The organism is Gordonia aichiensis, from assembly GCF_039946255.1.
Lineage (GTDB): Bacteria > Actinomycetota > Actinomycetes > Mycobacteriales > Mycobacteriaceae > Gordonia > Gordonia aichiensis_A.
In genome coordinates this window covers 81,539-104,312 of record NZ_JBCDWL010000015.1, presented here as the reverse complement: position 1 = coordinate 104,312, position 22,774 = coordinate 81,539, and the positions used below count along the sequence as shown (strand labels likewise).

Here is a 22,774-nt window from a genome sequence, read left to right as displayed (position 1 = left end):
GCCTGATCGTGCAGGCGAGGACACTATGCCGTGTAGGTCAGGGCATCGAGCGGGTCGGCGTAGAGCGCGTCGAGCGCGACCGCGCCCGCGGCCTTCTGCTGAACCGTGATCGCCGAGCGCGCCACGCGCACGTCGCGCTGCGTGATGACCGTGGTCGCACGCAGCGACTTGCTGACCGCGGGCAGCGCCTCCGGGTAGTCGGTGAACGCCTGGCCGCCCAGAATCACGTGGTCGGGGTTGAAGATGTCCGCGATCAACGCGACCGTCCGGCCCAGCACCTCACCGCGTTCGGTGAGGATGTCGTTGGCGACGGTGTTCCCGGTCCGGGCGGCGGCCCGCAGCTCGTCGAGCGAGGTGATCTCCAGGCCCGCGTGCTGCGCGGCGCGCAGGATGCCGGAGTCGCTGACCGCCTGCTCCAGCCGGCCGGTCCGGTCGGGGTCGAGCAGCTTGGTCGGACCAGTCGGGAAGTGGCCGATGGTCGGCGGGCCGGCGGCCGGGGTGTGGACGGCGCCGTCGACGCTGAAGGCGATGCCGACCATCTCACGCGCGTAGAAGTACAGGAAGTTCTGGCTCTGATCGGCGGGGTTGACGACCTGCTCGGCGGCCGCCATCGCCTCCACGTGCGAGGCCACCGACACCGGCAGGCCGAGCGCTTCGGCGACGACGCGCCCGACGGGCACGCCCTCCCAGCCCAGCCGCGGGTGATCGACGGTGCCGCCCTCGGCGACTCGACCGCCGATCGCGACGCCCGCCCACAGCAGCCGCTTGCCGACCCAGCGATCGGCGAACCGGCGCGCGCTGGCACCGATCTGCGCGACCACCTCTTCGGGCGTGTCGGCCTGCGGGGTCGGGATCGAGATGGCTCCGGCCACCCGATGCTGCAGGTCGTGGGTGGTGATGGAGGTGACGGCGTAGCCGATGTGGATGCCGATGGTGAGGAAGCCGTCGGTGTTGACCTCGAAGGGCACGCGCGGGCGGCCCACCGCACCGGGCGGGGTCAGGTCGGCGCGTTCGCGGATCAGGCCGGCCTTGAGCAGGGCGCTCACCTGGCGGTTGACCGTCGAGATCGAGAGTCCGGTCAGGGCGGCGGCGTCGTCGCGGAAGACCGGACCCGACACGCGCGCGGTGCGCAGGACGAGCGCCGCGGCCTTCGTCGACAGCTGCAGCCGAGCGGTCGCCACATGCGGCGGCTGGGGTTTGACGGTCTGGGGTTTGACGGTCTGGGGCTTGCCGGTCTGGGGCTTGACCGTCTGCGACGAGGCGCTGTGGCGAGTGCCGGGACGGACGACGACGTCGACCGGAGCTGCGTTCGACAGGATCGGGTGGTCAAGGGTGGAGGTCATGGTTCTACAGGTCCTGAGTTCTGGCTGCGAGACCGACGGAGGGCATCTTCCGGGGGATCTTCGCAGGGGTCGTCGCCCGCGCGGACGGCGCGAGCCGGAGCTGGGTCAGCGCATTCGACGACAACAAAGGACCCGAGCCAGCGGCAGACGGCATCCCAGAGCGGTGGTCACGTAGGTGACCTCCGGGATGGCGAAAGACTGACTGGTCATGATGACCGAGATTAGCGAGCACCCGCGACCGGTGCAAGTGAGATCGACCCGATAGGTTGGTTCTGTGACGGCCGCCGCACCGGTCACGACGGGGGTCGGCGACCCCGGCTCCTGGTCCCGCCGACCCGGCGACGACACCGCCCAGCAGCAAGGAATGACGACGTGGGAGTTCTGTACATCGTCCGCCACGGACAGGCCCCGGCGCACGCCTACGGCCCCGACTCGGAGACCGCGAGCGGCCCGGGACTGACCGACCTCGGCTTCGCCCAGGCCCGCGCGGCGGGCAAGGCGCTCGCCGAGCAGGTGCCGTCGTTCGACGCCGCCTTCTGCGGCGACCTCCCCCGCCAGCGCGCGACGATGGCGGGGATTCTCGAATCGTTCGGGGGCGCCGTCGAACCGACGATCGATCCGGACTGGAACGAATACGTGACGCCGCCGCTCGCGGAGGCCGACGACATCCATCGCGCGGGCGGGAAGCCCTTCCAGGACGCCCTGACCCGGGCGCTGCACGAGTGGGTCGGCGGCGCCGACATCGCGCCGGAGACCTACGCGGCGTTCGCCGCCCGCACCCGTGCCGCCGCCGATCGCGCCGCCGACGCCGCAGGCGCCGGCCGGAACGTGCTCGTCGTGTCGTCGGCGGGGTCCATCACGCAGTTGATCGCTCAGCTGTGGGGTGTGCCGGACGCGTCGTGGCCTGCGATGTCGCGGACCTTCGTCAACACCTCCGTCACCAAGGTGCTGGCCGGCGCGCGCGGCATGACGCCGGTGTCGATCAACGCCCACGAGCACGTCTCCTCGCTGGGTTCGGAGCTGATGTCGTACCGGTAGGGCTGCGCCCGACCCGACGTCCCCGGGTCAGACGGCCTCGCGCGCATCGCACCGGCCCGCGGCCGCTGCCTGCGCCGGGGACCCGCTGGGCCTGATCCGGCGCTCCAGGAGCACGGCGAGAACCACGTACACGATCATGGCGCCGGTCACCACGATCATCCAGGGCCGCCATCCGCCGAAATCGGCGACCTTCGGAGCCAGCACCACCGAGGCGAGAATCAGCACGCGCGAGACGAAGTGGTTGAGCCCGAACGCGGTGCCCTGCAGGTCGGGGTGCACCTCCTCCGCGGCGGCCGAGAAGCTGGCCATCCACGGGCCGTAGACCGTCCCGACCGCCGCACCCATCACGAGCTGCACGAGGATCAGCACCGGCATCGATGCCGAACCACCGGCCATGACGACCACCCACACACACGTGGCCAATGCGCCGGCCAGGCCGCCGCCGACCATGAACGGGACGCGCACCTGGGTCCGGTCCGAGATCCGTGCGGCGACGAGGCTGGTGACGGTGTTCGACGCCCAGAACGCCATCAGGACCACCGACGCCTGGCTGACGCTGACGCCGAAGGTCTCCTCGACCATCGTCTGACCGTAGGCGTTCAGCGTCCCGAGCAGGACGAACAGCATCGCGTTGGCCGAGACGTGCAGCCAGATCACCGGATTGTTCAGGAGCGGACGCACGCTGATCCGCGCGATCGCCGAACGTGTCTCGACCACGTCCCGCTCCGAGACGCGGATCTGCCTGCGCAATTCGGGAGACAGGTCCTGCAGGGTCGCTGCGACCACCGCTGCGCCGACGATCGACACGACGCCCATGATGATCAGCTGCGAACGCCAGTTGTCATTGAAGAAGCCCAGCGTGGCAGCGGCGACCGCCGCCGCGACGAGGTTGGCGACGACGCTGCCCCAGGACCAGAACGCGAACGCCTGCGCGCGGCCGACGCGCGGTGTGAAGTCGCGGATGAGCGGCTGAGTTCCGGCCACCGCTATGCCCTCCACGAGTGCGAGCAGGATCCGGGCCGCGGTGAACGTCTGCACGTCGTGGGCCGTGGCCATGAACAGCACCGCGACACCGGACAGGAACAGGAAGGGCACCAGCAGGCGCACCCTGCCGATCCGGTCCGCCAGGGCACCGCCGACGTAGCCGGCGACCGCACCGACCAGCAGCGAGGCCGCGGTGATCAGCCCGTAGACGACTTTCGAGAAGCCCAAGTCCTTGAGCATGAGGCTCAGAATCGGCGCCAGCTGCCCCTCGTACGCGGTGAGGAAGAGGGCGAAGATCACCACCGCTACGAGGCCGCGGCGGCGTGCGCCGGTGGGATAGACGGTGAGTTCGCGACGGTGAGGTAGCACTACGGCCTCCAAGTTGTGAGACAGATAGACCTTTATTGGACTTGTTGTCCAAAAGTAGACTGGATGTGACCGTAAACACAACCCCCCACGTCTGCGATGGGACTCACCGCCCGCCCGCCGGTCACCCCTCGGGGGCGTCGACGGCGAATCCCGTCGCCCACCTGCGGCCGTAGCGCGACAGGTCCGCGAGCATGTCGACCACCTCGTCGAGCGGCATCACCCCATCGCTCTCCAGCCACCAGAGCAGGACCTCCACCTGCTCGCCCACCCAGGCGCGCGCGAGCAGCGTCAAGTCCATCCGCGGCTCGACGCCGGCGTCCACGACCCGCGCCCGGAACACCGACTCCGCGGCGTCGACGAGCGCGGCCACGAGCGCCCGTCGGGCGCGGCCGTCACCGTCGCCGCGCAGGATCATGCGATACCCCGCCGACTCCTCGGCGGCGTGCACGAACAACGCCCGCAGGGGCCGCCCGGTGAAGCCCTGCCCCTCGGCGTCGTCCGGCCGAGTCCGGACCGCGAGCTCGGCGATCAGCGCCGAGACCACGTCGTCGTAGAGCGCCTCCTTGTCCCGGAAGTGCGTGTAGAAGGTCGCGCGTCCGACATCAGCGCGTTCGGTGACCTCCTCGACTGTCACCTGCCCGAAGCCCCGCTCCACTGCGAGTTCGACGAGAGCGTGCCGAAGCGCAGCTCGCGTCCTCCTGGTCCTGCGATCTGTGGTTGCCATGACGCTTTTTTAGCAGCCTTGACGAGTAATGGACGTCACGCCTAACATTTGCTGGACACATCGTCCAATACTGGCGTTTAAGTTCAATAAATTGGAGAGTCATGAACCTCGGGATCTATCTCAGCCGCACGGCCGCATACACCCCGGATCACACCGCACTCGTCTGCGGAGACCAGCGATGGACCTATGCGCAGCTCGACTCGGACTCCTCGCGACTGGCGACCGCACTCCAGGGCGCCGGGCTCGGGCTCGGCGCCGCGGTCGCCACCATCGCCGACAACTGCGGCGAGCTCGTCGTGGCCGAGATGACCATGTGCAAGGCGGGCTTCCTCCGGGTTCCGATCAGCGCTCGGCTCGCACCCGTCGAGATCGAGCACGTGCTCGTCGACTCCGCCGCCCGCGCCGTCTTCGTCGGGCCCCGCCACCGCGAGGTGGTCGCCGAGATCATCGGGCGGCACGGACTGGACTGCTGCATCATCGAGATCGGCGCCGACGGCCCCGCCGGCTACCGAGCACTCCTCGCCCGGGGCGAGGCACGCAGCGTCGTCGCCGATGTCGCCGCCGACCATCCGGCCGTCCTGAACTTCACCTCCGGTTCCACCGGAACCCTGAAGGCCGCCGTTCAGACCGTCGGCAACCGCCTCGCCAACATGCGCAAGGTCGCGATGAACTCCGAACTGCACGGGGCCGACGAGGTGTATCTGGCACCCGGACCGATCACCCATGCCAGCGGAATGGGCATCCTGTCCTGCTTCTTCCACGGCGCGACCGTCGTCGTCCTGCCCGGCTTCACCCCATCGGCCTACCTGGAGACCCTCGAGCGCGAGAAGGTGACCAACACCTTCCTCGTGCCGACGATGCTGAACATGGTGCTGGCCGAGCCCACGCTGGCCGACCGCGACCTGAGCGCGCTGCGCTCGGTCACCCTCGGCGGCGCACCGGTCAGCCCGGCGCGGCTGCGCGAGGCGGTCGAGGCCTTCGGTCCCGTCGTCAACCGGGGCTACGGCCAGGGCGAGACCACCAGCACCATCACCTTCCTGTCGACAGCGGACGTGATGCGCGGCCTGCACAGCGATCCGGAGCTGCTGCTCTCGTGTGGCCGGCCCATCTTCGACACGGAGGTCCGGGTGGTCGACGAGACCGGCGCCCCGCTCCCCGCGGGTGAGGTGGGCGAGGTCGTCGCACGCGGCGACGACTGCGTCCGCGAGTACTTCCACGCCCCCGAGGTCTCCGCCGAGACCTTCCGGAACGGCTGGGTCCACACCGGCGATCTCGGTCGGTTCCGCGAGGACGGCTTCCTGTTCCTGGTGGACCGCAAGAAGGACATGATCGTCTCCGACGGCTACAACGTGTACTGCCTGGAGGTGGAGAGCGCGCTGTACGCGCACCCGGCCGTGTTCGAGACCTGCGTCTACGGTGTCCCCGACGAGAAGTGGGGCGAGGCGGTCCGGGCCGCAGTCGTCCTCAAGCCGGGATTCGACGCGAGCGCCGACGAGCTCATCGAGGCCTGCGCGCAACTGATCTCGCGCGTGAAGATTCCCCGCCGCATCGACTTCCACACCGAACTGCCCAAGAACCGCAACGGCAAGATCGACCGCCGCACGCTCCGCGATCGCAGCTGGGCCGACGCCGACCGGCTCGTCGGCTGATCTCCCCCGCCGTCCCCTCTTCCGCCCCTCTCTCCTTCGCCCCGTCTCTCTTCGATAAGGACCCCCGATGTTCTCCCTGAATCCGCGCTACCCCGACGATCCCGAACTGGACACGCTGGTGGTGCGCCTGCGCGAGTATCTGACCGGCGAGCTGGCCGAGTACGAACGCGAGCACCTGATCGCCTACGGCACGCCGCTGACCCGCGAACTGCTCGAACCGGTGTGGCGCCGCAGCCGCGAACTGGGCTTCTACGGAATCCATCTGCCGCCCGAGCTCGGCGGGCAGGGCTTGAGCTATTCCCGGCTGGCCGCACTGAAAGAGGAGATCGGCGCGTCGCCGCGAGTCCTGGCCACCTCCGTCCTGGGCGACATGGGCGGCCCGCTGCGGGTGGGATCGCTGTTCGACATCGCCACCAAGCACCAGATCGACGAGTACCTGCTGCCGGTGGTCCGCGCCGAGCGCGCCTGCTGCTTCTCCATCACCGAGGACGACGCCGGCTCGGACGTGCGGCGGATGTCGACCGTCGCCACGCCGACCGACGGCGGCTACCTCCTGACCGGACACAAGGTGTTCAGCACCGCGGGAACCTTCGCCGACTTCGCTATCGTGGTGGCCCGCATGGCGGGCGATGACGAACGCTACAGCGCCTTCCTCGTCGATCTCGACGGGCCGGGCGTGAAGGTCGTGCCCGGCGAACTGCCGCTGACCGGCCAGAACGTGGAAGCCGACGTCATCTGCGAGGACGCCTTCGTCCCCGCGGCGAACCTGCTCGGGGCGGAGGGGCAGGGGCTGCGGATCGCGCTCGGACGGATCACCGCGAACCGTCTGCTGCACTGCCCCACCGCCATCGGCGCAGCCCGGCGCGCCCTCGAGCTGGCACTGCGCTGGTCGGCCCAGCGTCCGGTGACCGGTGGGCTGCTGATCGAGAAGCAGGCGATTCAGCACCGTCTGGCCGACATGGCGACCGAGCTGTACGCCGGCCGGTCGATGACCTACTCGGCCCTCGCCGATCTCGACGCCGGGCGTCGGCCGCGGATCGAATCGTTCATGTGCAAGCTCTTCGTCGCCGAGAGCTCGTACCGCATCGCGGACGAGGCGATGCAAATTCTCGGCAAGGCCGGCATGGTGCGCGGCACCGAGATCGAGCAGCTCTGGCACGGCCTGCGGATGTTCCGCGTCCTCACCGGCGCCTCCGAGATCCAACGCAACGGAATCATGCGCGACCTGGCAGGAGAACTGGCATGACGATCACCGACATCCGCGCCTACGCCGACCGCGTCTGGTCCGGCGAGGTCGACAACGACATCGCGACCGGGCGGGGTGGACACCCGGTCATCGACATCGCCGACGGTGTCGGCTTCCTCCCCGGATTCGGCAATGCGATCGCCTTCCGGACCGCAGACGAGCTGGCGCTGTTCGACACCGGCAACTCCCGCGGTGCGCAGCGCGGTCACCACCTCCTGCGTTCCTGGACCGACAAGCCGTTGACCACGGCGTTCTACTCGCACGGCCACACCGACCACGTCTGCGGTCTCGGCCCGTTCGAGGCCGAGCCGGAGTCGAACATCGAGGTGATCGGCCACGAGCGGGTGCGCGACCGGTTCGACCGCTACCGGCTGACCGCCGGCTACAACGAGATCATCAACCGCCGCCAGTTCCAGATCCCGGACCTGACGTGGCCCAGCGACCTGCGATCGCCGGATGTGACCTTCCGCGATTCGATGTCCGTTCGGCGCGCGGGCGTCACCTTCGAGCTGTTCCACGCCGAGGGCGAGACCGACGACGCCGCGGTGGCCTACGTCCCCGAGCTCAAGCTGCTGATGCCCGGAGACATGTTCGTGTGGCTGGTCCCGAACTGCGGAAATCCGCAGAAGGCGCAGCGCTTTCCGCGAGAGTGGGCACACGCCCTGCGCCGCATGGCGACGCTGGGTGCCGAGATCATGCTGCCGTCGCACGGGGCGCCGATCTTCGGCGCCGACCGCATCGAGCAGGCGTGCCTGGAGACCGCGGACTGGCTCGACTCCATCGTCCGACAGACGCTCGACATGATGAATGCGGGCCGGCGCCTCGACGACATCGTGCCCGCCGTGAAGCCGCCCGCCGAACTCGCCGACCGCGTCTACCTCCGTGCCCGGTACGACGAGCCCGAGTTCATCGTCCGAAACCTGTGGCGTCGGTACGGCGGCTGGTACGACGGCAATCCGGCTCGGCTCAAGCCCAGCCGCGACGCCGAACTGGCGCGCGCCGTGGTGCGGCTGGCCGGCGGCCTCCGCCCGGTGCTCGACGAAGCCGAACGCGCCGCCGAGGCGGGCGATCTGCGTCTTGCCTCCCACTTCGCCGAGATGGCGGTGCAGGCCGAGCCCGAATCCGGCTCCGCTCATGAGACCCGGGCGCGCGTCTACGGTGAGCGGGCGAAGTCCGAGGAGTCCCTCATGGCGCGCGGGGTGTTCGCCTGGGCGGCCGCCGAGGCGAAGCAGGCGGCGGCACTCGGCGAACCCGACTGGCAGCCGGCGGTGGCGTCGATCGGCGTCGCCGACTGATCGTGCGTGCCGCCGACTCCGCGACCCGGTGCTACCCGATCGCGCGCAGCCCCGCCGCGATGAAGGCTCCGGTCGCCTCGGCGGCGCGCTCGGCGCCCGCGGTGCCCGACGACCCGCCGGCCAGCGCCCGGTGCGTGATGCCCTCGGCGATCACCCCGAGCTTGAGATTCGCCAGGCCGAGATAGAAGGCCCAGTCGCCGAGTTCGGCGCCGGTCGCCTCGACGTAGCGCTGCGCGAGGCCGTCGGCGTCCGGATAGCGGTCGCTCGTCCAGGCGGCGTCGAAGCCGAGGACCTGCGAGAACACCGGTTCGCGGTAGACGCACATCAGGGCGAGGTCGGTCAGCGGGTCGCCGAGCGCGGCCATCTCCCAGTCGACCACCGCGGCGACGGTTCCCGGGTCGTTCGGCGCGAGAATGGTGTTGTCGATGCGGAAGTCGCCGTGGACGATCGCCTTGCGCGCCTGCACGGGCACCCGTTCGGTCAGTGCGGCGGCGAGGCGATCGACGTCGTCGAGCTCGCGGGTCTTGACGATGCCCCACTGGCGGGCCCACAGCTTCACCTGGCGGGCCGCGAAGCCCTCGGGCCTGCCGAAGTCGCCGAGCCCGACCGCTTCATAGTCCACTGCATGCAGGTCGGCCAGCGTGCGCACCAGCGCGTCGGCGCCCGCGGTGACCTCGGCGTCGCTCAGCCCCGCCAGGTCGTCGGCGGATCGGATCACTCGGCCGTCCACGAACTCGACGACGGTGCACGGGGCGCCGATGAACTGACCGTCGCGGTCGATGGCCACGGTCGGCGCCACCGGGACCGCGGTCTGCACGAGCGCCGAGGTCACGTTCCACTCGCGGTTCATGTCGTGCGCCGACGGCGTCAGCCCGCCCATCGGCGGCCGCCGGACCACCCAGTGACTGCGGTCGTCGCGGACGTCGAAGGTCAGGTTCGACCGTCCGCCGCTGATCAGTTCGATCCGCAGTTCGCCGTCCACCTCGACGTCGTTGGCGGACAGCAGCTTCCGGAGGTTCTCGGCGTTCAGGCCGGGATGAGATGCCACGTGATTCTCCTCGTCGTCGTACTCGGTCACTGGCCCTCGCGCGCCTTGCGCGCCCGTCCGACGGCGCGCTTGGCGATGGCCCATCGGTGCACTTCGCTGGGGCCGTCGTAGATGCGGAAGGGCCGCAGCTCGGCCGCCAAGCGCGCCAGCGGCAGATCCTCGGAGACGCCGAGGCCGCCGCACATCTGCACGGCCCGGTCGGCGACGCGGGAGAACGCCTCGGCGCCGAAGGTCTTCGCGATCGACGTCGCGTCCGAGGCGTGCTCGCCGCGGTCCAGTTCGTAGCAGGCCCGCACGAGCAGCGCCCGGGCGGCGGCGAGGTCGATCTCGTTGTCGGCGATCATCTGCTGCATCATCCCGAGGTCGGCCAGTCGGCCGCCGAAGCCCTCGCGCCGCTCCACGTAGTCGACCGCGATCCGGTGCGCGCGCACCGCGCTGCCCATCCAGCGCATCACGTGCGTCATGCGGGCCGGCCCCAACCTGACCTGCGCGTACCGGTAACCCTCGTGCGGGGCACCGAGAACGTCCTCGTCGGGCACGAAGACGTCGGTGAAGGTCATCTCGCAGTGCCCGCCGATCATCGACTTGTCGGTGGTGTGGATGTGCCGGTCGACGCTGATGCCGTCGGTCTCGGCGGGCGCCAGGAACATGGTCGCGCCGCCGCGGTCGCCGCGCCGGCCGACCGTGCGCGCCATGATGATGAAGAACGCCGCACCGTCGGCGCCGGTGATGAATCGCTTGCGGCCGTTGATCCGCCATCCGCCGTCGACCGCGACCGCGGTCGTGGACAGGGCGTTGGGGTCGGCGCCGGCACCCGGTGACGGCTCGGTCATCGCGAAGGCGCTGCGCACCTCGCCGGTCGCCAGCGGCGCCAGGTAACGGTGCTTCTGCTCGTCGGTGGCGATGTGCGCCAGCATGTGGATGTTGCCCTCGTCGGGGGCGCCGATGTGCAGTGCGACCGGGCCGAAGGTCGACGCGCCCGCCGCCTCGAACACCGGCGCGCGGTCGGACATGTCGAGCCCGAGTCCGCCGAACTCCTCGGGTGCGTGCGGGGCGAAGACGCCCGCGGCCTTCGCCTTGGCGTTGAGCTCACGTCGCAGGTCGTCGCCGCCCGCGGCGGTGATGTCGCCGTGGTAGCGCTCCTCGATCGGCAGCACTTCGGCTGCGATGAAGGCCGCGGTGCGGTCCACGAGGTCGCGGACCTGCGCACTGTAGGCGAGATCGACGGGCATGACGTCCTCCAGCTTCTACCGAACGAGCGCTCGGTTAGCGGTTAGGTTGCCATGCCCCCGGAAGCCCGTCAAGCAGTCGGCCGCGACGGAACTCCCCGAGCGGCGTCAGCGCGGAACGTAGCCGACGATGGCGCGCGCGAACTCGAGGTTCTGTGCGATGAGGTCCTCGGGTCCCATCGGGCCGTCGGCCCGGTACCAGGTCGACACGCCCACGCACATGGTGGCCACCGCGCGGGCCGCGCCCTTCGGCGCATCGGTGGTGAACGCACCGGTCTCGACGCCCTCGCGCACCACTTCGTCGACCATGCGCTGCTGGCGGATCCGGTGACCGATGTACACCCGGTGATACTCCGGATCCAGACTGCGCAGCTCCGTGGAACCGACGAAGGCCTGCTCGCGGCGGTACATGTGGAACCGCAGCAGCGACTCGACCACGGCGTCGAACCGGTCGACGGGGTTCTCGCCCGCCGCCGCCAGCGCCTCCTCCGAACGGCGCAGGAGGTCGGACATAGTCAACTCGAGCAGCCCCTGCAGCAGCGACTGCTTAGACGGATAGTGGTGATAGAGGCCGGGCACCGACAGGCCCGCACGCGCGGCGATGTCGCGCACCGACGTGCCGTGATAACCGTGTTCGACGAAGGCGCCCAACGCTGCAGCCAACGGCACCGGGAGGTCGACTGCGCCGTAGTCACGCCAATTCGTCATTACTTCAACTTAGCCGGGCCGTCGACGAATCCACGGCTCGGCTCTCCGGAAGCAGCATCCGAACGCAGATGTCCACCAGTGCCCGGCGGTCGAGGTCGACCAGTCCCTCGGTCCACGAGGCCAGCAGTCGGCCGAGCCCGCCGACCTGGAAGTGCGCCGCCGCGAGGGTCTCCTGACCACCGCTGACCCGCGCCACGGCGGGCGCGCTCTGGTAGGTCAGATCGGTGAAGATCTCCAACATCTGACTGCGCTTGGCCGCCACCACCGGACTGCGCAGCGTGTCGGAGAACAGCACCCGTCCGGTGCGCGGATCGCTTTCGATGGTCTCGACGATGGCCTCGACCGCGCCGACCACCTTGCCGCGCGCGTCGGCACCGGCGTTGAAACCCGCCAGCGCGTGATCGGCGATCTGCGCGATGACCTGGTCGTACGCCTCCCCGACCAACGCGTCGGCGTTCTCGAAGCTCTCATAGAAGTACCGCGGCGTGAGACCGGCGCGGCCACAGATGCCGCGCACGGTCACCGGACCGGGTTCGGGCTCGGCGAGCATGTCGAGGGCCGCGTCGATCAGGGCCGCCCGACGCCGGGCCACCCGCGCGCCGCCCGACTCCCCGCCGTATGCACGCAACTCCGCCGCCTCATCGCCTGAAATGCCCACGTCGACCATCTTGACACCTCCGCCGGTCAAGCGTTCAATCAAATTGGAAACGTTCGTTATCAGTTCAATGAGTCCGGGAGACCTGCGATGACCGCCGAAGCTATCGACCCCGCTGCCGCCGAACGCCATTCGCGCCGACAGGAGCTCGACGACCAGCGCGTCGAAGATCTGGGCATGCTCGGCATCGCCCTGCTCGCGGGGCCGGCCAACGTGATCATGCAGTTGGCCGTGCCCGCCGTCGGCTACGGCGTCTTCGAGAGCAAGGTCGCCTCCGGCAACCTGTTCAAGGTCCCGATCAAGCGCACCCGCACCACGCTCTCGTATCTCGCGGTCGCCGCCATGGGCAGCGCCGAGGACCGGCGCCGCTACCGGCAGGCCGTCAACCGGGCCCACGTGCAGGTCCGGTCGAACGAGGACAGCCCGGTGAAGTACAACGCCTTCGACCCGAAGCTGCAGCTGTGGGTGGCGGCCTGCCTGTACCGGGGATGGGAGGACATGGAACGGCTGTACGGCGACCCCGCCAACATCACCGAGGCCGCCTACCGGCAGGGTGCGGTGATGGGCACGACCCTGCAGATGCCGCCGGAGATGTGGCCGCCCACCCGCGCCGACTTCGAGACGTACTGGAACCAGACGGTCGCCGACCTGGAGATCGACGACACGATCCGCGACTACCTGCTGCGGATCGTGCGGATGGACTTCCTGCCCTGGCCGGTGTCGCTGGCGGCCGGTTGGTTCTCCGAGACGATGACCATCGGCTTTCTGCCCGAGGAGTTCCGCCAGAAGATGGGCGTGCACCTGACGCCCTTCCAGGAACGGTTCTTCGACGTGCACAACGCCCTCGTCCGACGCGTGGTCCGCGTCCTGCCCCGGCCGCTGAAGACCTTCCCGTTCAACCTCCTGCTGGCCGACGTCCGCCGGCGCATGCGGACCGGGCGACCGCTGGTCTGAGCCCGCCGTCAGAGTCTTTTCAGCGCCGTCCGGTCCAGTTCGGCGACGTCCCGATGGCCCGACAGTCCCAGGGTCAGGTCGAGCTCGCCGATGATGTTCGCGACCGCGTCGCGGGCGCCGTCGGTCCCGTCGAGCGCCAGTCCGTACATGTGCGGGCGCCCGATGCAGACCGCGTCGGCGCCCAGCGCGAGGCCCTTGAAGACGTCCGATCCGGTGTAGAAGCCGGAGTCGACGAGGATCTTCGCCGACCGCTCGCCCTTCGGACCGACCGCGTCGACGACGTCGACCAGGGCGTCGGCGCTGGAGACGGACCCGTCCACCTGCCGCCCGCCGTGGTTGGAGACCAGGATGCCGTCGACGCCGAGTTCGACGGCGCGGCGGGCGTCGTCGGGGTGCAGGATGCCCTTGAGCACGATCGGCAGCGACGTCCGCTCCCGCAGGGTGGCGATGTCGTCCCAGTTCAGCGACGGACGCGAGTAGATGTCGAGGAAGGTCTGGACGGCGGCGCGCGGCTCCGGCCGGGTCAGGTTGTCTTTGAGGTCGCCGGGCACGTTGCGGGCGATCGACAGCAGCGTCTTGATCGCCCCCAGTGAGATCTCCGGCTTCTCGGCCGTGGCGGCCTTGATCCGTTCGGCGACGATCTCCCAGAACGACGCGTCGGAGGTGTACTGGCTGATGCCCTCGGCGCGGGCGAAGGGCAGCGAGCCGAGGTTGAGGTCCTGGGGGCGCCAGCCGAGCATCGTGGTGTCGAGGGTGACGACCAGTGCTGCGGCGCCCATCTTCTCGGCGCGGCGGATCAGGCTGGTGACCAGGCGGTCGTCGGTGGACCAGTACAGCTGGAACCAGCGCGGGGCGCCGGGGACGACCGCGTCCATGGCCGCGGCGACGTCCTCCATCGGCGCGCAGCCCTGGTTGGAGAAGATGTACGGCACGCCGAGTTGCGCGGCGGCCTCACCGATGTGGACGTCGGCGTTCGGATGTGCGAGCGCGCCGGCGCCGACCGGCGAGAACAGGACGGGCGCGTCGAGCCGCTGTCCGAACAGTTCGGCCTCCAGGCTGCGCTGGGAGGTGTCGCGCAGCATGCGCGGCACGATGGCCCAGCGGTCGAGGGCGTCGCGGTTGGCCTGCATCGTGCGGCCCTCGCCTGCGCCGCCTGCGATGTACGCCCAGCCGCGGCGGCTCATCACCGCCTGCGCGCGTCGTTCCAGCTCGGCGAAGTCCGCCGGAACGACGGGCTTTCGCCCGTGGATCCCCGCCGTGTAGATGTCGTTCTGCCGAGCCCTGCCGAAGCCGATCGAAACCATGCGCCCATTGTGGCGCACGAGGCCGACCGATATCGCACCTCTTTCGTTCTGCGCACTCGGTCGCGACCGGGTGCGCAGAACGAAAGAGGTGCGATGGCAACGAAAGTGGTGCTATTCGCGGACCAGATAGAAGTAGAAGTGGCGATCGCGGACCAGCGACGTCTTACCGTTCATGATCCCCATCAGCGTGTCCTCATCGACCCGCTTGAAGTGATCGATCACCGGCTGGCCGTCGTAGACCATCGACGCCGTCGACTCCCCGCGGAACTCCACCATCCACGCACTGGCCTCCCCCTTGCCGATCTCGGTGTTGGAGTACAGCTCGCCTGCCTCGTCGCGGCAGACCATCGGTTTCACGTCGAACCACGAGTTGAACGTCTTGCCGTGCCATTTCACGATCGCGAGCTGCCCGTCCATGGGGTGGCCCGAGGGCAGTTCCCCGCCGCGCCACGAACCCATCAGCTCGTCGACGCGGACGACCGGCAGCGCCGCCCAGATCGCATCGAGGTCGGCCGGGTCGGCGACCTCCTGAGACCGGGCCCGGCGGAAGAAGTCGGCGACGGCCTCGTCGCGAGTCATTTGAGACATTTACCCATGATACGTCTCAGGCAGACGGCGCGGCCGCCGCTTACGTGAACGTCATCTCCTCGGTGACCTCGTACTTGCGGGCGTCGATCGCGTCGAGGATCAGGTTGTGACGCACCAGCCACGGCGCGCGGTCACCGGCCTTCGGCAGCCGCGAGGCGGCACGCTGGACGTATCCCGAGTCCAGTTCGAGCAGCGGATGCGCCTGCGGCCGGGTCCCGCGCAGCGTCGGCACGGCACGTGTGTAGCCGCGCTCGCGCATGTGCTTGAGCAGGTCGCCGACGGCCTGGCTGGTCAGATCGACGCGCAGGGTCCACGAGGCGTTCGTGTACCCCACCGACCACGCCATGTTCGGCACGTCGTCCAGCATGTACCCGCGGTAGGCGAACTTGTCGCCCGCCTCGAACTTCTCCCCGTCCACCGACAGGGTCGCGCCGCCGAAGGCCACCAGCTCCAGACCGGTGGCGGTGACGATGATGTCGGCCTCCAGGTGCCTGCCCGAGTCGAGGTCGATGCCGGTCGGGGTGATCTGCTTGACGGTGTCGGTCACGACGTCGGCGGTCCCGGCCTTGATGGCGCGGTAGAAGTCGCCGTCGGGGATGACGCACAACCGCTGATCCCACGGCTCGTACTTCGGACGGAAATGGGTGTCGACGTCGAATCCCTTGGGCAGCATCGTCTTCGCGATCCGGCGCAGGGTCCGACGCGACAGCTTCGGGAAGGTCCGACAGTACAGGTAGAGGCCGAAGGTGATCAGGGCGTTGCGCCAGCGGATGACGTCGTGCGCCCGCTGCGGCGGCAGGAGCCGCAGCAGCAGCTTGGTCATCCCGTCCTCCCACGGATTCGGGAACATGTAGCTCGGCGACCGCTGCAGCATGGTGACGCTGCCCGCGGTGGGCGCCATCGACGGGATCAGGGTGACCGCGGTGGCGCCGGAACCGATGACCACGACGTTCTTGCCGGTGTAGTCGAGGTCTTCCGGCCAGAACTGAGGATGCACGAAGGTTCCCTCGAAGTCCTTCTCCCCCGGGAACTCCGGCCGATATCCGGTCTCGTACCGGTAGTAGCCGGTGCACATGTACAGGAAGCGGGTGACGATCACGCCGGGGACGCCGTCGGCGATCACGTCCACGGTCCACAGGTCGGTCGTGGTGTCGAAGTCGGCGCCGGCCACGTCGACGTCGAACTGGATGTGGTCGTAGATGCCGAAGTCGTGCGCGGTCTGCTCGAGGTAGTCGCGGATCTCGTCGCCTTCGGCCATCGTGCGCTTCCCGCGCCACGGGTTCCACGGGAAGCTCAGCGTGAAGATGTCGGAGTCCGACCGCACGCCGGGGTATCGGAACAGATCCCAGGTGCCACCGATCCGACTGCGCCGCTCCACGATTCGGTAGTCCAGGCCCGGATTGCGCTCACGCAGTCGGTATGCGGCGTCGATGCCCGACAGGCCCGCGCCGACGATCAGGACGTCGAGCGGTCGATCTGCGGTCCCGCCCGGTTGTGTGCCAGCCATCTCCACTGAAGCCTCCCGTGACCCGTCTGGTGTGGTACGCATCACTGTACTCACGCGGGGCCGGACGCTCCGCACCCGCGCGCACCAGACCCGCGTGCGGGGCCCGGCTCGCCTCGAACCGCCGTCGCGCCGGGGAGCTCAGCCCGCGGCCTTCTTGGCCGACGATCCGCGTTCCGGAGTCTCGTCGTGCTTGCCTCGACCGCGGTCGGCGACCGAGGCACGCAGCGCCGCAAGCAGATCCGCGACCTCACTGTCCTCGTCGGACGCCGACTCGGTCGGTTCGGCGAAGGCCTCGCCGCCGCCGGCGCGGGCTTCGATCAGCTTCCCCAACTCCACCTGATAGGTGTCCTCGTACTGGGTGGGATCGAAGTCGGACGCCATGGTCTCGATCAGCGACGCCGCCATGTCGAGCTCCTGGTCGCGGATCGGGGTGTCGGCGTGCAGGAAGTCGAAGTCGGGGACGCGGACCTCGTCGGGCCACAGCAGCGTCTGCAGGGTCATCACGCCGTCGATCACCCGGAGCGCCGCCAGTCGGGTCCGGCTGCGCAGCGTGAAGGTGGCGATCGCCAGTCGTTCGGTCCGTTGCAGGGCCTTCGCCAGCAGCACGTAGGCCTTCGGCGACTTGGATGCCGGTTCCAGGTAGTAGGGCTTGTCGAAGTAGATCGGATCCACCTGGTCGATCGGGACGAACTCCAGGATCGCGATCTCGGGACTCTTGTTGACCGGGAGCGTCGCCAGATCGTCCTTGGTCAGCACCACACGGTCGCCGCCGTCCGACTCGTAGGCGTTGGCGATCCTCCCGAACTCCACCTCGGTGTCGGTGCCCTCCCGGACCCGTCGATAGCGGATCCTGGTGCCGTCGGCGGAATCGACCTGATGAGACGGGCGATCGTGGCTCTCCGTTGCGGAGTACACCTTGACCGGCACGTTCACCAGACCAAAGCTCAGATCGCCTCGCCAGATCGAGCGCATGCCGACCATTCTGCCAGCCGACCGAGGACAATTCCTGTCATGGCGCGATCCGAGTTGGACGTCGACGGGCATCGCATCGCCCTGACCAACCTCGACAAGGTGCTGTACCCGCAGACCGGCACCCGGAAGTTCGAGGTGGTCGACTACTACCTGCGCGTGGCCGACGCCATGCTGCCGCATCTGGCGTCGCGGCCGGTGACCCGCAAACGGTGGCCCGGCGGCGTCGACTCGGCGGCGTTCTTCGAGAAGGCGGTGCCCGCGGGCGTCCCCGACTGGGTGGCTCGGTTCACCATCGAGCACGCCGACCGGCGCACCGTGTACCCGGTGGTCCGGTCGGCGGCCGACCTGGTGTGGCTGGCCCAGGTCGCGGCCCTGGAACTGCACGTGCCGCAGTGGCGGATCGACCTGTCCGACGACACCGATCGCCGCGCCGACCGGATCGTGCTCGACCTCGATCCCGGCCCCGACGTCGGCCTGGACCGGTGCGCGAGCGTCGCGCTCGACATCCGCGCACTGCTCGCCGACGTCGGCCTGCCCTCGTTCCCGGTCACCAGCGGCAGCAAGGGCATTCACGTCTACGCGCGCCTGGCCGCCCCGGTCCGGACCGAATCGGCACGAGCGGTCGCCAAGCAGGTCGCGACCGCGTTGGCGCAGGCGAATCCGACGACCGTGACCGCGGTGATGGCGAAGACCGAACGGGCCGGGCGCGTCTTCATCGACTGGAGCCAGAACTCCGCCGCCAAGACCACCCTCGCGCCGTACTCGCTGCGCGGTCGGGACAGACCGTGGGTGGCCGCGCCGCGCTCGTGGGACGAACTGGCCGACCCCGGACTGCGTCATCTCCTCGCGACCGAGGTCCTCGACCGGCTCGACACCGCGGGCGATCTGCTGGCCGGCCTGTCGGACCGGGTGCCGCGCGTGGCCGCGCCGATCGACGACGCGGTGATCGACCTCGGCGAGTACCGCAAGACCCGGGGCCGGCGGCCGGGCGCCGTCGCCCGGCCGTCGCCGCCGCCCGCGCGGCCGGTTCCAGCGCCGCCGGTTCCCGCCGTCATGCCCGACCTGATCGCGCTGCGCCCGGCGCTCGCCGCCGACGATCCGATCGACGGACTGTCGGACGACGAGTGGGCGTTCGAGGGCAAATGGGACGGCTTCCGGGTGCTGGTCCGCATCATCGGCGGCCGACTGCAACTGGTCTCCCGGTCCGGCACCGCCTTCGACACCGATTTCCCCGAGCTGTCGGCGATCGCCGAGCACGCCGTCCGCGCCGACGGCACCGCCGTCGACATAGTGCTCGACGGGGAGATCGTGGCGCTCAACGATGCGGGCGTCGCCGACTTCGCGCTGCTCACCTCGCGTCGCCGCACCGCTGCGCCCCGCCCGCTGCGACTGCTGCTCTTCGACGTCCTGTACCTCGACGGCGTGCGGCTGTGGGAGCAGCCTTGGCGCGTCCGGCGCGAGATCCTCGAGTCGCTGCCGTACTTCCGCACCGAACCGCTGGTCGAGATCCCCGACCTGCTGTCCGGGCCGGCCGACCACGCGGCGGCCACGGCCCGCGCCCGCGGCTGGGAGGGCGTGGTCGCCAAGCGGCGCGATGCGCCGTACCCGGTGGGGCGGCGCACGTCGGACTGGCGCAAGCACAAGAACTGGAACGACGTCGAGGTGGTGATCGGCGGCTACCGGCCGGGCCGGGGCAGTGATTCCCGCATCGGTTCGCTGCTGGTGGGGCTGCCCGTCGAACGCGGGCTGCGCTACCTCGGCCGGGTCGGCACCGGCTTCACCGACGCCGACCTCGACGCCCTGCTCGACGAGTTGGCGCCGCTGCGGATCAGCCGCTGTCCGTTCGTCGACGACATCGACCGCCCCGTCGCGACCAGCGCGGTGTGGGTGCTGCCCAAGCTCGTCGCCGACGTCGCCTTCATGAACTGGACCTCGACCGGACATCTGCGGCATCCGAGTTGGCGGGGGCTGCGGCGCGACAAGCTGCCCGGCGACCTGTAGCCGCGCGGTCTCGGCGCCGAGCGAGTCACTCCAGGACGAAGACGGGGATCAGCCGATCGGTCTTGGTCTGGTACTCGCCGTAGGGCGGGAACGCGGCGACGGCCAGCTCCCACCAGTGTGCGCGTTCGTCGCCCGAGATCTCGCGGGCGGTCATCGTGGTGACGGTGGCGCCGTCCTGCACGGTGACCTGCGGGTTCGCCTTGACGTTGTAGTACCAGGAGGGGTTCTCGGGTGCGCCGCCCTTCGAGGCGACCATCAGGTACTTCCCGTTCTCCTCGACGCGCATCAGCGGGGTGTACCGCTTCTTCCCCGACTTGGCGCCGACGGTGGTGAACAGAACCACCTTCATCCCGTCGATGGACGCGGCGTCGGTGGTGCCCGCCGCCAGGATCTTCTCGGTCTGGTCGCGGACCCAGTCGGTGGGGCTCAGTTCAGGAGAATCGCTCATGCCCTCGATGGTAGGACCGTCCCCGGACCGTCACCGGCGGTTCGACGAGGCCCGCCTGGGCGCCGAACACTGGCTACCCTGACGACATGTCCCGTGAACGCCGCCGTCTGCTGATCGCGTTCGCCGTCGTCGCCGTCGTCCTGGCCGGCGCCACCGGCGTCGCGATCCGGGCCGGGGCGGTCGGCTTCGTGACCACGTGGTGGAACAACCGCGACCGCGCCTACCCCGACCTCGACACCGCGGCGCTGAGTCCCGTCCAACGCAGGCTCGTCGACGTGACGCGGGCCGAGTTCGACGCGCAGCCGCCGGGCACCAAGTACGCCGAGGGCGTCGAGGAGGAGTGGTGCGCCGACTTCGTCAGCTGGGTGATGAAGGAGTCGGGCGCCGCCTTCGAGAATCCGCACTCGGGCCACTGGCGGATCCCCGGCGTCTACACGTTGACCGAGTACTTCCAGGCGCAGGGCCGTTTCCGGCCCGCCGACTCCGGCTATCAGCCCAAGCTCGGCGACGTGATGCTGTACTCCACGAAGAGCTTCTTCCGGCAGCACACCAACATCGTCCTGGACTACGCCGACGGGCAGGTCACGACCGTCGGCGGCAACGAGTGGGGCGGACACGTCAAGGTGAACCGCTTCCGGATCGGCGGCTACGTCGGCCTGGTCGGGTACGGGGTGCTCTGAGCCGGTCGGCCGCATCTCCAACGCGTGTCCCCGCCCGATCGCGGCGTGTCGTCGCAGACGCTCGCGCATACGCGTTGGTAGTGCGAACACACCGCAGGCGCCGGTGCCCGACCGAAGCGGGAACCGGCGCCTGCACCGTGTGCTTTCGATTGATCAACTCAGATGGTGCACCTCCTGCAATCCGTAGACGGGGGTCTCCAGGCCCTCGAAGCGGGCCTTGAGCTGCAGCGCCAGGTACAGCGAGTAGTGGCGCGACTGGTGCAGGTTTCCGCCGTGGAACCAGAGGCCGGGCTGCTGGGTCGGCTTCCACATGTTGCGCTGCTCGCCCTCCCACGGCCCCGGATCCTTGGTGGTGTCCGAGCCCAGGCCCCACACCTTGCCCACCCGGTCGGCGACCTCCTGGCCCATCAGGTCGGCGGCCCAGCCGTTCATCGACCCGTAGCCGGTGGCGTAGACGACGACGTCGGCGGGCAGTTCGGTGCCGTCCGAGAGGACCACCGAGTTCTCGGTCAGATGGTCGACCCCGCCCTTGGCGAGCTTGATGGTGCCGTCGGCGACGAGTTCGCAGGCGCCGACGTCGATGTAGTAGCCCGACCCGCGCCGCAGGTACTTCATGAACAGGCCGGAGTCGTCGTCGCCGAAGTCGAGGTCGAAGCCGGCGTCGGTGAGCCGCTGGTAGTAGTCCTTGTCGCGCTCGCGGATCTGGTCGTAGAGCGGGATCTGGAACTGGTGCATGATCTTGTACGGCAGCGAGGCGAAGGTCATGTCCGCCTTCTTCGTGGTCATGCCGCCGGCGACGGCCTGCTCGCTGTAGAGCGCGCCGAGGCCGATCTCCATCAGCGAGTCGGACTTGACGATGTGCGTCGAGGACCGCTGGACCATCGTGGTGTCCACACCCGATTCGACGAGCGCCTTGCAGATGTCGTGGGCGGAGTTGTTGGCGCCGATGACGACGACCTTCTTGCCGACATACCCGTCCGGACCGGGGTGCCGGCTGGAGTGATGCTGGTCGCCGGCGAAGACGTCCTGACCCGGGAAGTTCGGCACGTTGGCCTTACCGGACATGCCGGTGGCGAGGACCAGCTGCGTCGGGTGCAGCGTCATCTTCTCGCCGTCGCGGACCAGTTCGACGGTCCACCGCCCGGCGGCCTCGTCGTAGGCGGCGGAGGTGCATTCGGTCTTGGACCAGTAGGGGACCTCCATCACCCGGGTGTAGAACTCCAGCCAGTCGCCGATCTTGTCCTTCGGTGCGAACACCGGCCAGTTGGACGGGAAGGGCAGGTAGGGCAGGTGGTCGTACCAGACCGGGTCGTGCAGGCAGAGGGTCTTGTACCGCCCGCGCCACTGGTCGCCGGGGCGGTCGTGCTTGTCGACGACGATCGACGGCACCCCGAGCTGACGCAGTCGGGCGCCGAGCGCGATGCCGCCCTGACCACCGCCGATGACCAGCACGTAGGGCTGGACGGCCCGGCCGAGTTCGGCCTCCTCGTCCTCCTTGCGCTCGGCCCACGACCGCGGATCGGGGTCGCTGCCGTGCACCGCACCGCGCGGGCGGGTGAAGCCGCTGGACTCCTCGTGGCCCTTGAGCTCCTGCAGGGTGGTCAGGAGCGTCCAGGCGCGGTCGACGCCGTCGTCGTCCTCCCGGATGCGCAGGTGGCCGTCGCCGCGACCGACCGCGGTCTCGAATGCGATGAACGCCTCGGCGACGCCGTCGGTCTCGGTGGCGTCCTCGGTGCGGGCGAAGCCGCCCGCCGCGGTCGGCTCCTGCCGTGCGGCGAGCATCTCGGTGATCTCCTCGCGGCCTTCGACGGTCTTCAGGTTCCAGGTGAAGGCGACCAGGTCGCGCCAGTACGAGTCGGCGAGGAACAGCGAGGCGACGCGGGCCGGATCGCCCGACGCCAGGGCTTCGTCGAAGCGGGCCAGCCAGGCGTCGACGCGTGCGGAGGGTGCTGACTGCCCGGTGTCGATCGGGCTGTCGATGGTCTGCGTCATGGCGGTGTCCTTTCACAGCGGAAACACATATCCTTGTGAT

The 22,774-nt window shown here is 69.5% G+C and carries 20 protein-coding genes; 7 read left to right on the top strand and 13 right to left on the bottom strand.

Annotation, left to right across the window (positions count from 1 at the left end; genetic code table 11):
- Window positions 1-23: 23 nt before the first annotated feature.
- A complete protein-coding gene (locus tag AAFO60_RS16245) occupies window positions 24-1,343 on the bottom strand; it encodes an ROK family transcriptional regulator (RefSeq protein WP_347957265.1) in 1,320 nt (439 codons plus the stop codon).
- A 372-nt stretch (window positions 1,344-1,715) separates the two neighbouring features.
- Between AAFO60_RS16245 and AAFO60_RS16240 the strand changes: the two genes are divergently transcribed.
- On the top strand, window positions 1,716-2,381 hold the full coding sequence (locus AAFO60_RS16240) for a histidine phosphatase family protein (RefSeq protein ID WP_347957264.1): 666 nt from the start codon (window positions 1,716-1,718) through the stop codon (window positions 2,379-2,381).
- A gap of 27 nt (window positions 2,382-2,408) precedes the next feature.
- Here AAFO60_RS16240 and AAFO60_RS16235 read toward each other — a convergent pair whose 3' ends face one another.
- On the bottom strand, window positions 2,409-3,734 hold the full coding sequence (locus AAFO60_RS16235) for an MFS transporter (protein ID WP_347957263.1): 1,326 nt from the start codon (window positions 3,732-3,734) through the stop codon (window positions 2,409-2,411).
- 121 nt (window positions 3,735-3,855) lie between these two features.
- On the bottom strand, window positions 3,856-4,458 hold the full coding sequence (locus tag AAFO60_RS16230) for a TetR/AcrR family transcriptional regulator (protein ID WP_347957262.1): 603 nt from the start codon (window positions 4,456-4,458) through the stop codon (window positions 3,856-3,858).
- 101 nt (window positions 4,459-4,559) lie between these two features.
- On the opposite strand from AAFO60_RS16230, the gene AAFO60_RS16225 reads away from it, so the two are divergent.
- From AAFO60_RS16225 to AAFO60_RS16215, 3 genes are all read left to right on the top strand, one after another.
- Entirely contained in the window at window positions 4,560-6,107 is a 1,548-nt protein-coding gene (locus AAFO60_RS16225) for a class I adenylate-forming enzyme family protein (RefSeq protein WP_347957261.1), read from the top strand.
- Between the two features lie 67 nt (window positions 6,108-6,174).
- Window positions 6,175-7,353 (top strand): acyl-CoA dehydrogenase family protein, encoded by a 1,179-nt coding sequence (locus AAFO60_RS16220; protein WP_347957260.1) that lies wholly within the window; start codon window positions 6,175-6,177, stop codon window positions 7,351-7,353.
- The gene (locus tag AAFO60_RS16215; RefSeq protein WP_347957259.1) at window positions 7,350-8,648 is read left to right on the top strand and encodes an alkyl sulfatase dimerization domain-containing protein; all 1,299 of its coding nucleotides are present in this window, start codon (window positions 7,350-7,352) and stop codon (window positions 8,646-8,648) included. The genes AAFO60_RS16220 and AAFO60_RS16215 overlap by 4 nt, the downstream gene beginning before the upstream one ends.
- A gap of 31 nt (window positions 8,649-8,679) precedes the next feature.
- On the opposite strand, the gene AAFO60_RS16210 is transcribed toward AAFO60_RS16215, so the two are convergent.
- The 4 genes from AAFO60_RS16210 to AAFO60_RS16195 all read right to left on the bottom strand — a co-directional run bounded on the left by AAFO60_RS16210 (window position 8,680) and on the right by AAFO60_RS16195 (window position 12,291).
- Window positions 8,680-9,696, bottom strand: coding sequence for a phosphotransferase family protein (locus AAFO60_RS16210; protein ID WP_347957258.1), 1,017 nt, complete (start codon window positions 9,694-9,696; stop codon window positions 8,680-8,682).
- A 26-nt stretch (window positions 9,697-9,722) separates the two neighbouring features.
- On the bottom strand, window positions 9,723-10,928 hold the full coding sequence (locus tag AAFO60_RS16205; protein WP_347957257.1) for an acyl-CoA dehydrogenase family protein: 1,206 nt from the start codon (window positions 10,926-10,928) through the stop codon (window positions 9,723-9,725).
- A 105-nt stretch (window positions 10,929-11,033) separates the two neighbouring features.
- Window positions 11,034-11,633, bottom strand: coding sequence for a TetR/AcrR family transcriptional regulator (locus AAFO60_RS16200; protein ID WP_347957256.1), 600 nt, complete (start codon window positions 11,631-11,633; stop codon window positions 11,034-11,036).
- Between the two features lie 4 nt (window positions 11,634-11,637).
- Window positions 11,638-12,291 (bottom strand): TetR/AcrR family transcriptional regulator, encoded by a 654-nt coding sequence (locus tag AAFO60_RS16195; RefSeq protein WP_347957255.1) that lies wholly within the window; start codon window positions 12,289-12,291, stop codon window positions 11,638-11,640.
- An 87-nt stretch (window positions 12,292-12,378) separates the two neighbouring features.
- Between AAFO60_RS16195 and AAFO60_RS16190 the strand changes: the two genes are divergently transcribed.
- Window positions 12,379-13,242 carry an oxygenase MpaB family protein gene (locus AAFO60_RS16190; protein WP_347957254.1) on the top strand — a complete coding sequence of 288 codons (864 nt, stop codon included), beginning with the start codon at window positions 12,379-12,381 and terminating at the stop codon, window positions 13,240-13,242.
- 8 nt (window positions 13,243-13,250) lie between these two features.
- Here AAFO60_RS16190 and AAFO60_RS16185 read toward each other — a convergent pair whose 3' ends face one another.
- The 4 genes from AAFO60_RS16185 to AAFO60_RS16170 all read right to left on the bottom strand — a co-directional run bounded on the left by AAFO60_RS16185 (window position 13,251) and on the right by AAFO60_RS16170 (window position 17,613).
- The gene (locus AAFO60_RS16185; RefSeq protein ID WP_347957253.1) at window positions 13,251-14,546 is read right to left on the bottom strand and encodes an alpha-hydroxy-acid oxidizing protein; all 1,296 of its coding nucleotides are present in this window, start codon (window positions 14,544-14,546) and stop codon (window positions 13,251-13,253) included.
- A gap of 111 nt (window positions 14,547-14,657) precedes the next feature.
- Complete coding sequence (locus tag AAFO60_RS16180; RefSeq protein ID WP_424308586.1) at window positions 14,658-15,134, bottom strand: DUF4334 domain-containing protein; 477 nt, start codon at window positions 15,132-15,134, stop codon at window positions 14,658-14,660.
- A 40-nt stretch (window positions 15,135-15,174) separates the two neighbouring features.
- Window positions 15,175-16,641: a flavin-containing monooxygenase gene (locus AAFO60_RS16175; RefSeq protein ID WP_347957252.1), complete on the bottom strand. Its 1,467-nt coding sequence runs from the start codon at window positions 16,639-16,641 to the stop codon at window positions 15,175-15,177.
- 138 nt (window positions 16,642-16,779) lie between these two features.
- Entirely contained in the window at window positions 16,780-17,613 is an 834-nt protein-coding gene (locus AAFO60_RS16170) for a Ku protein (protein ID WP_347957251.1), read from the bottom strand.
- Between the two features lie 39 nt (window positions 17,614-17,652).
- On the opposite strand from AAFO60_RS16170, the gene ligD reads away from it, so the two are divergent.
- Window positions 17,653-19,614 (top strand): non-homologous end-joining DNA ligase, encoded by a 1,962-nt coding sequence (gene ligD, locus AAFO60_RS16165; protein WP_347957250.1) that lies wholly within the window; start codon window positions 17,653-17,655, stop codon window positions 19,612-19,614.
- A gap of 25 nt (window positions 19,615-19,639) precedes the next feature.
- On the opposite strand, the gene AAFO60_RS16160 is transcribed toward ligD, so the two are convergent.
- Window positions 19,640-20,062, bottom strand: a complete 423-nt coding sequence (locus tag AAFO60_RS16160; protein ID WP_347957249.1) for a nitroreductase family deazaflavin-dependent oxidoreductase — start codon at window positions 20,060-20,062, stop codon at window positions 19,640-19,642.
- A gap of 86 nt (window positions 20,063-20,148) precedes the next feature.
- Between AAFO60_RS16160 and AAFO60_RS16155 the strand changes: the two genes are divergently transcribed.
- On the top strand, window positions 20,149-20,742 hold the full coding sequence (locus AAFO60_RS16155) for a CHAP domain-containing protein (protein WP_347957248.1): 594 nt from the start codon (window positions 20,149-20,151) through the stop codon (window positions 20,740-20,742).
- A 153-nt stretch (window positions 20,743-20,895) separates the two neighbouring features.
- Here the strand turns inward: AAFO60_RS16155 and AAFO60_RS16150 are convergent, their stop codons facing one another.
- A complete protein-coding gene (locus AAFO60_RS16150) occupies window positions 20,896-22,734 on the bottom strand; it encodes an NAD(P)-binding domain-containing protein (protein WP_347957247.1) in 1,839 nt (612 codons plus the stop codon).
- Window positions 22,735-22,774 lie beyond the last annotated feature (40 nt).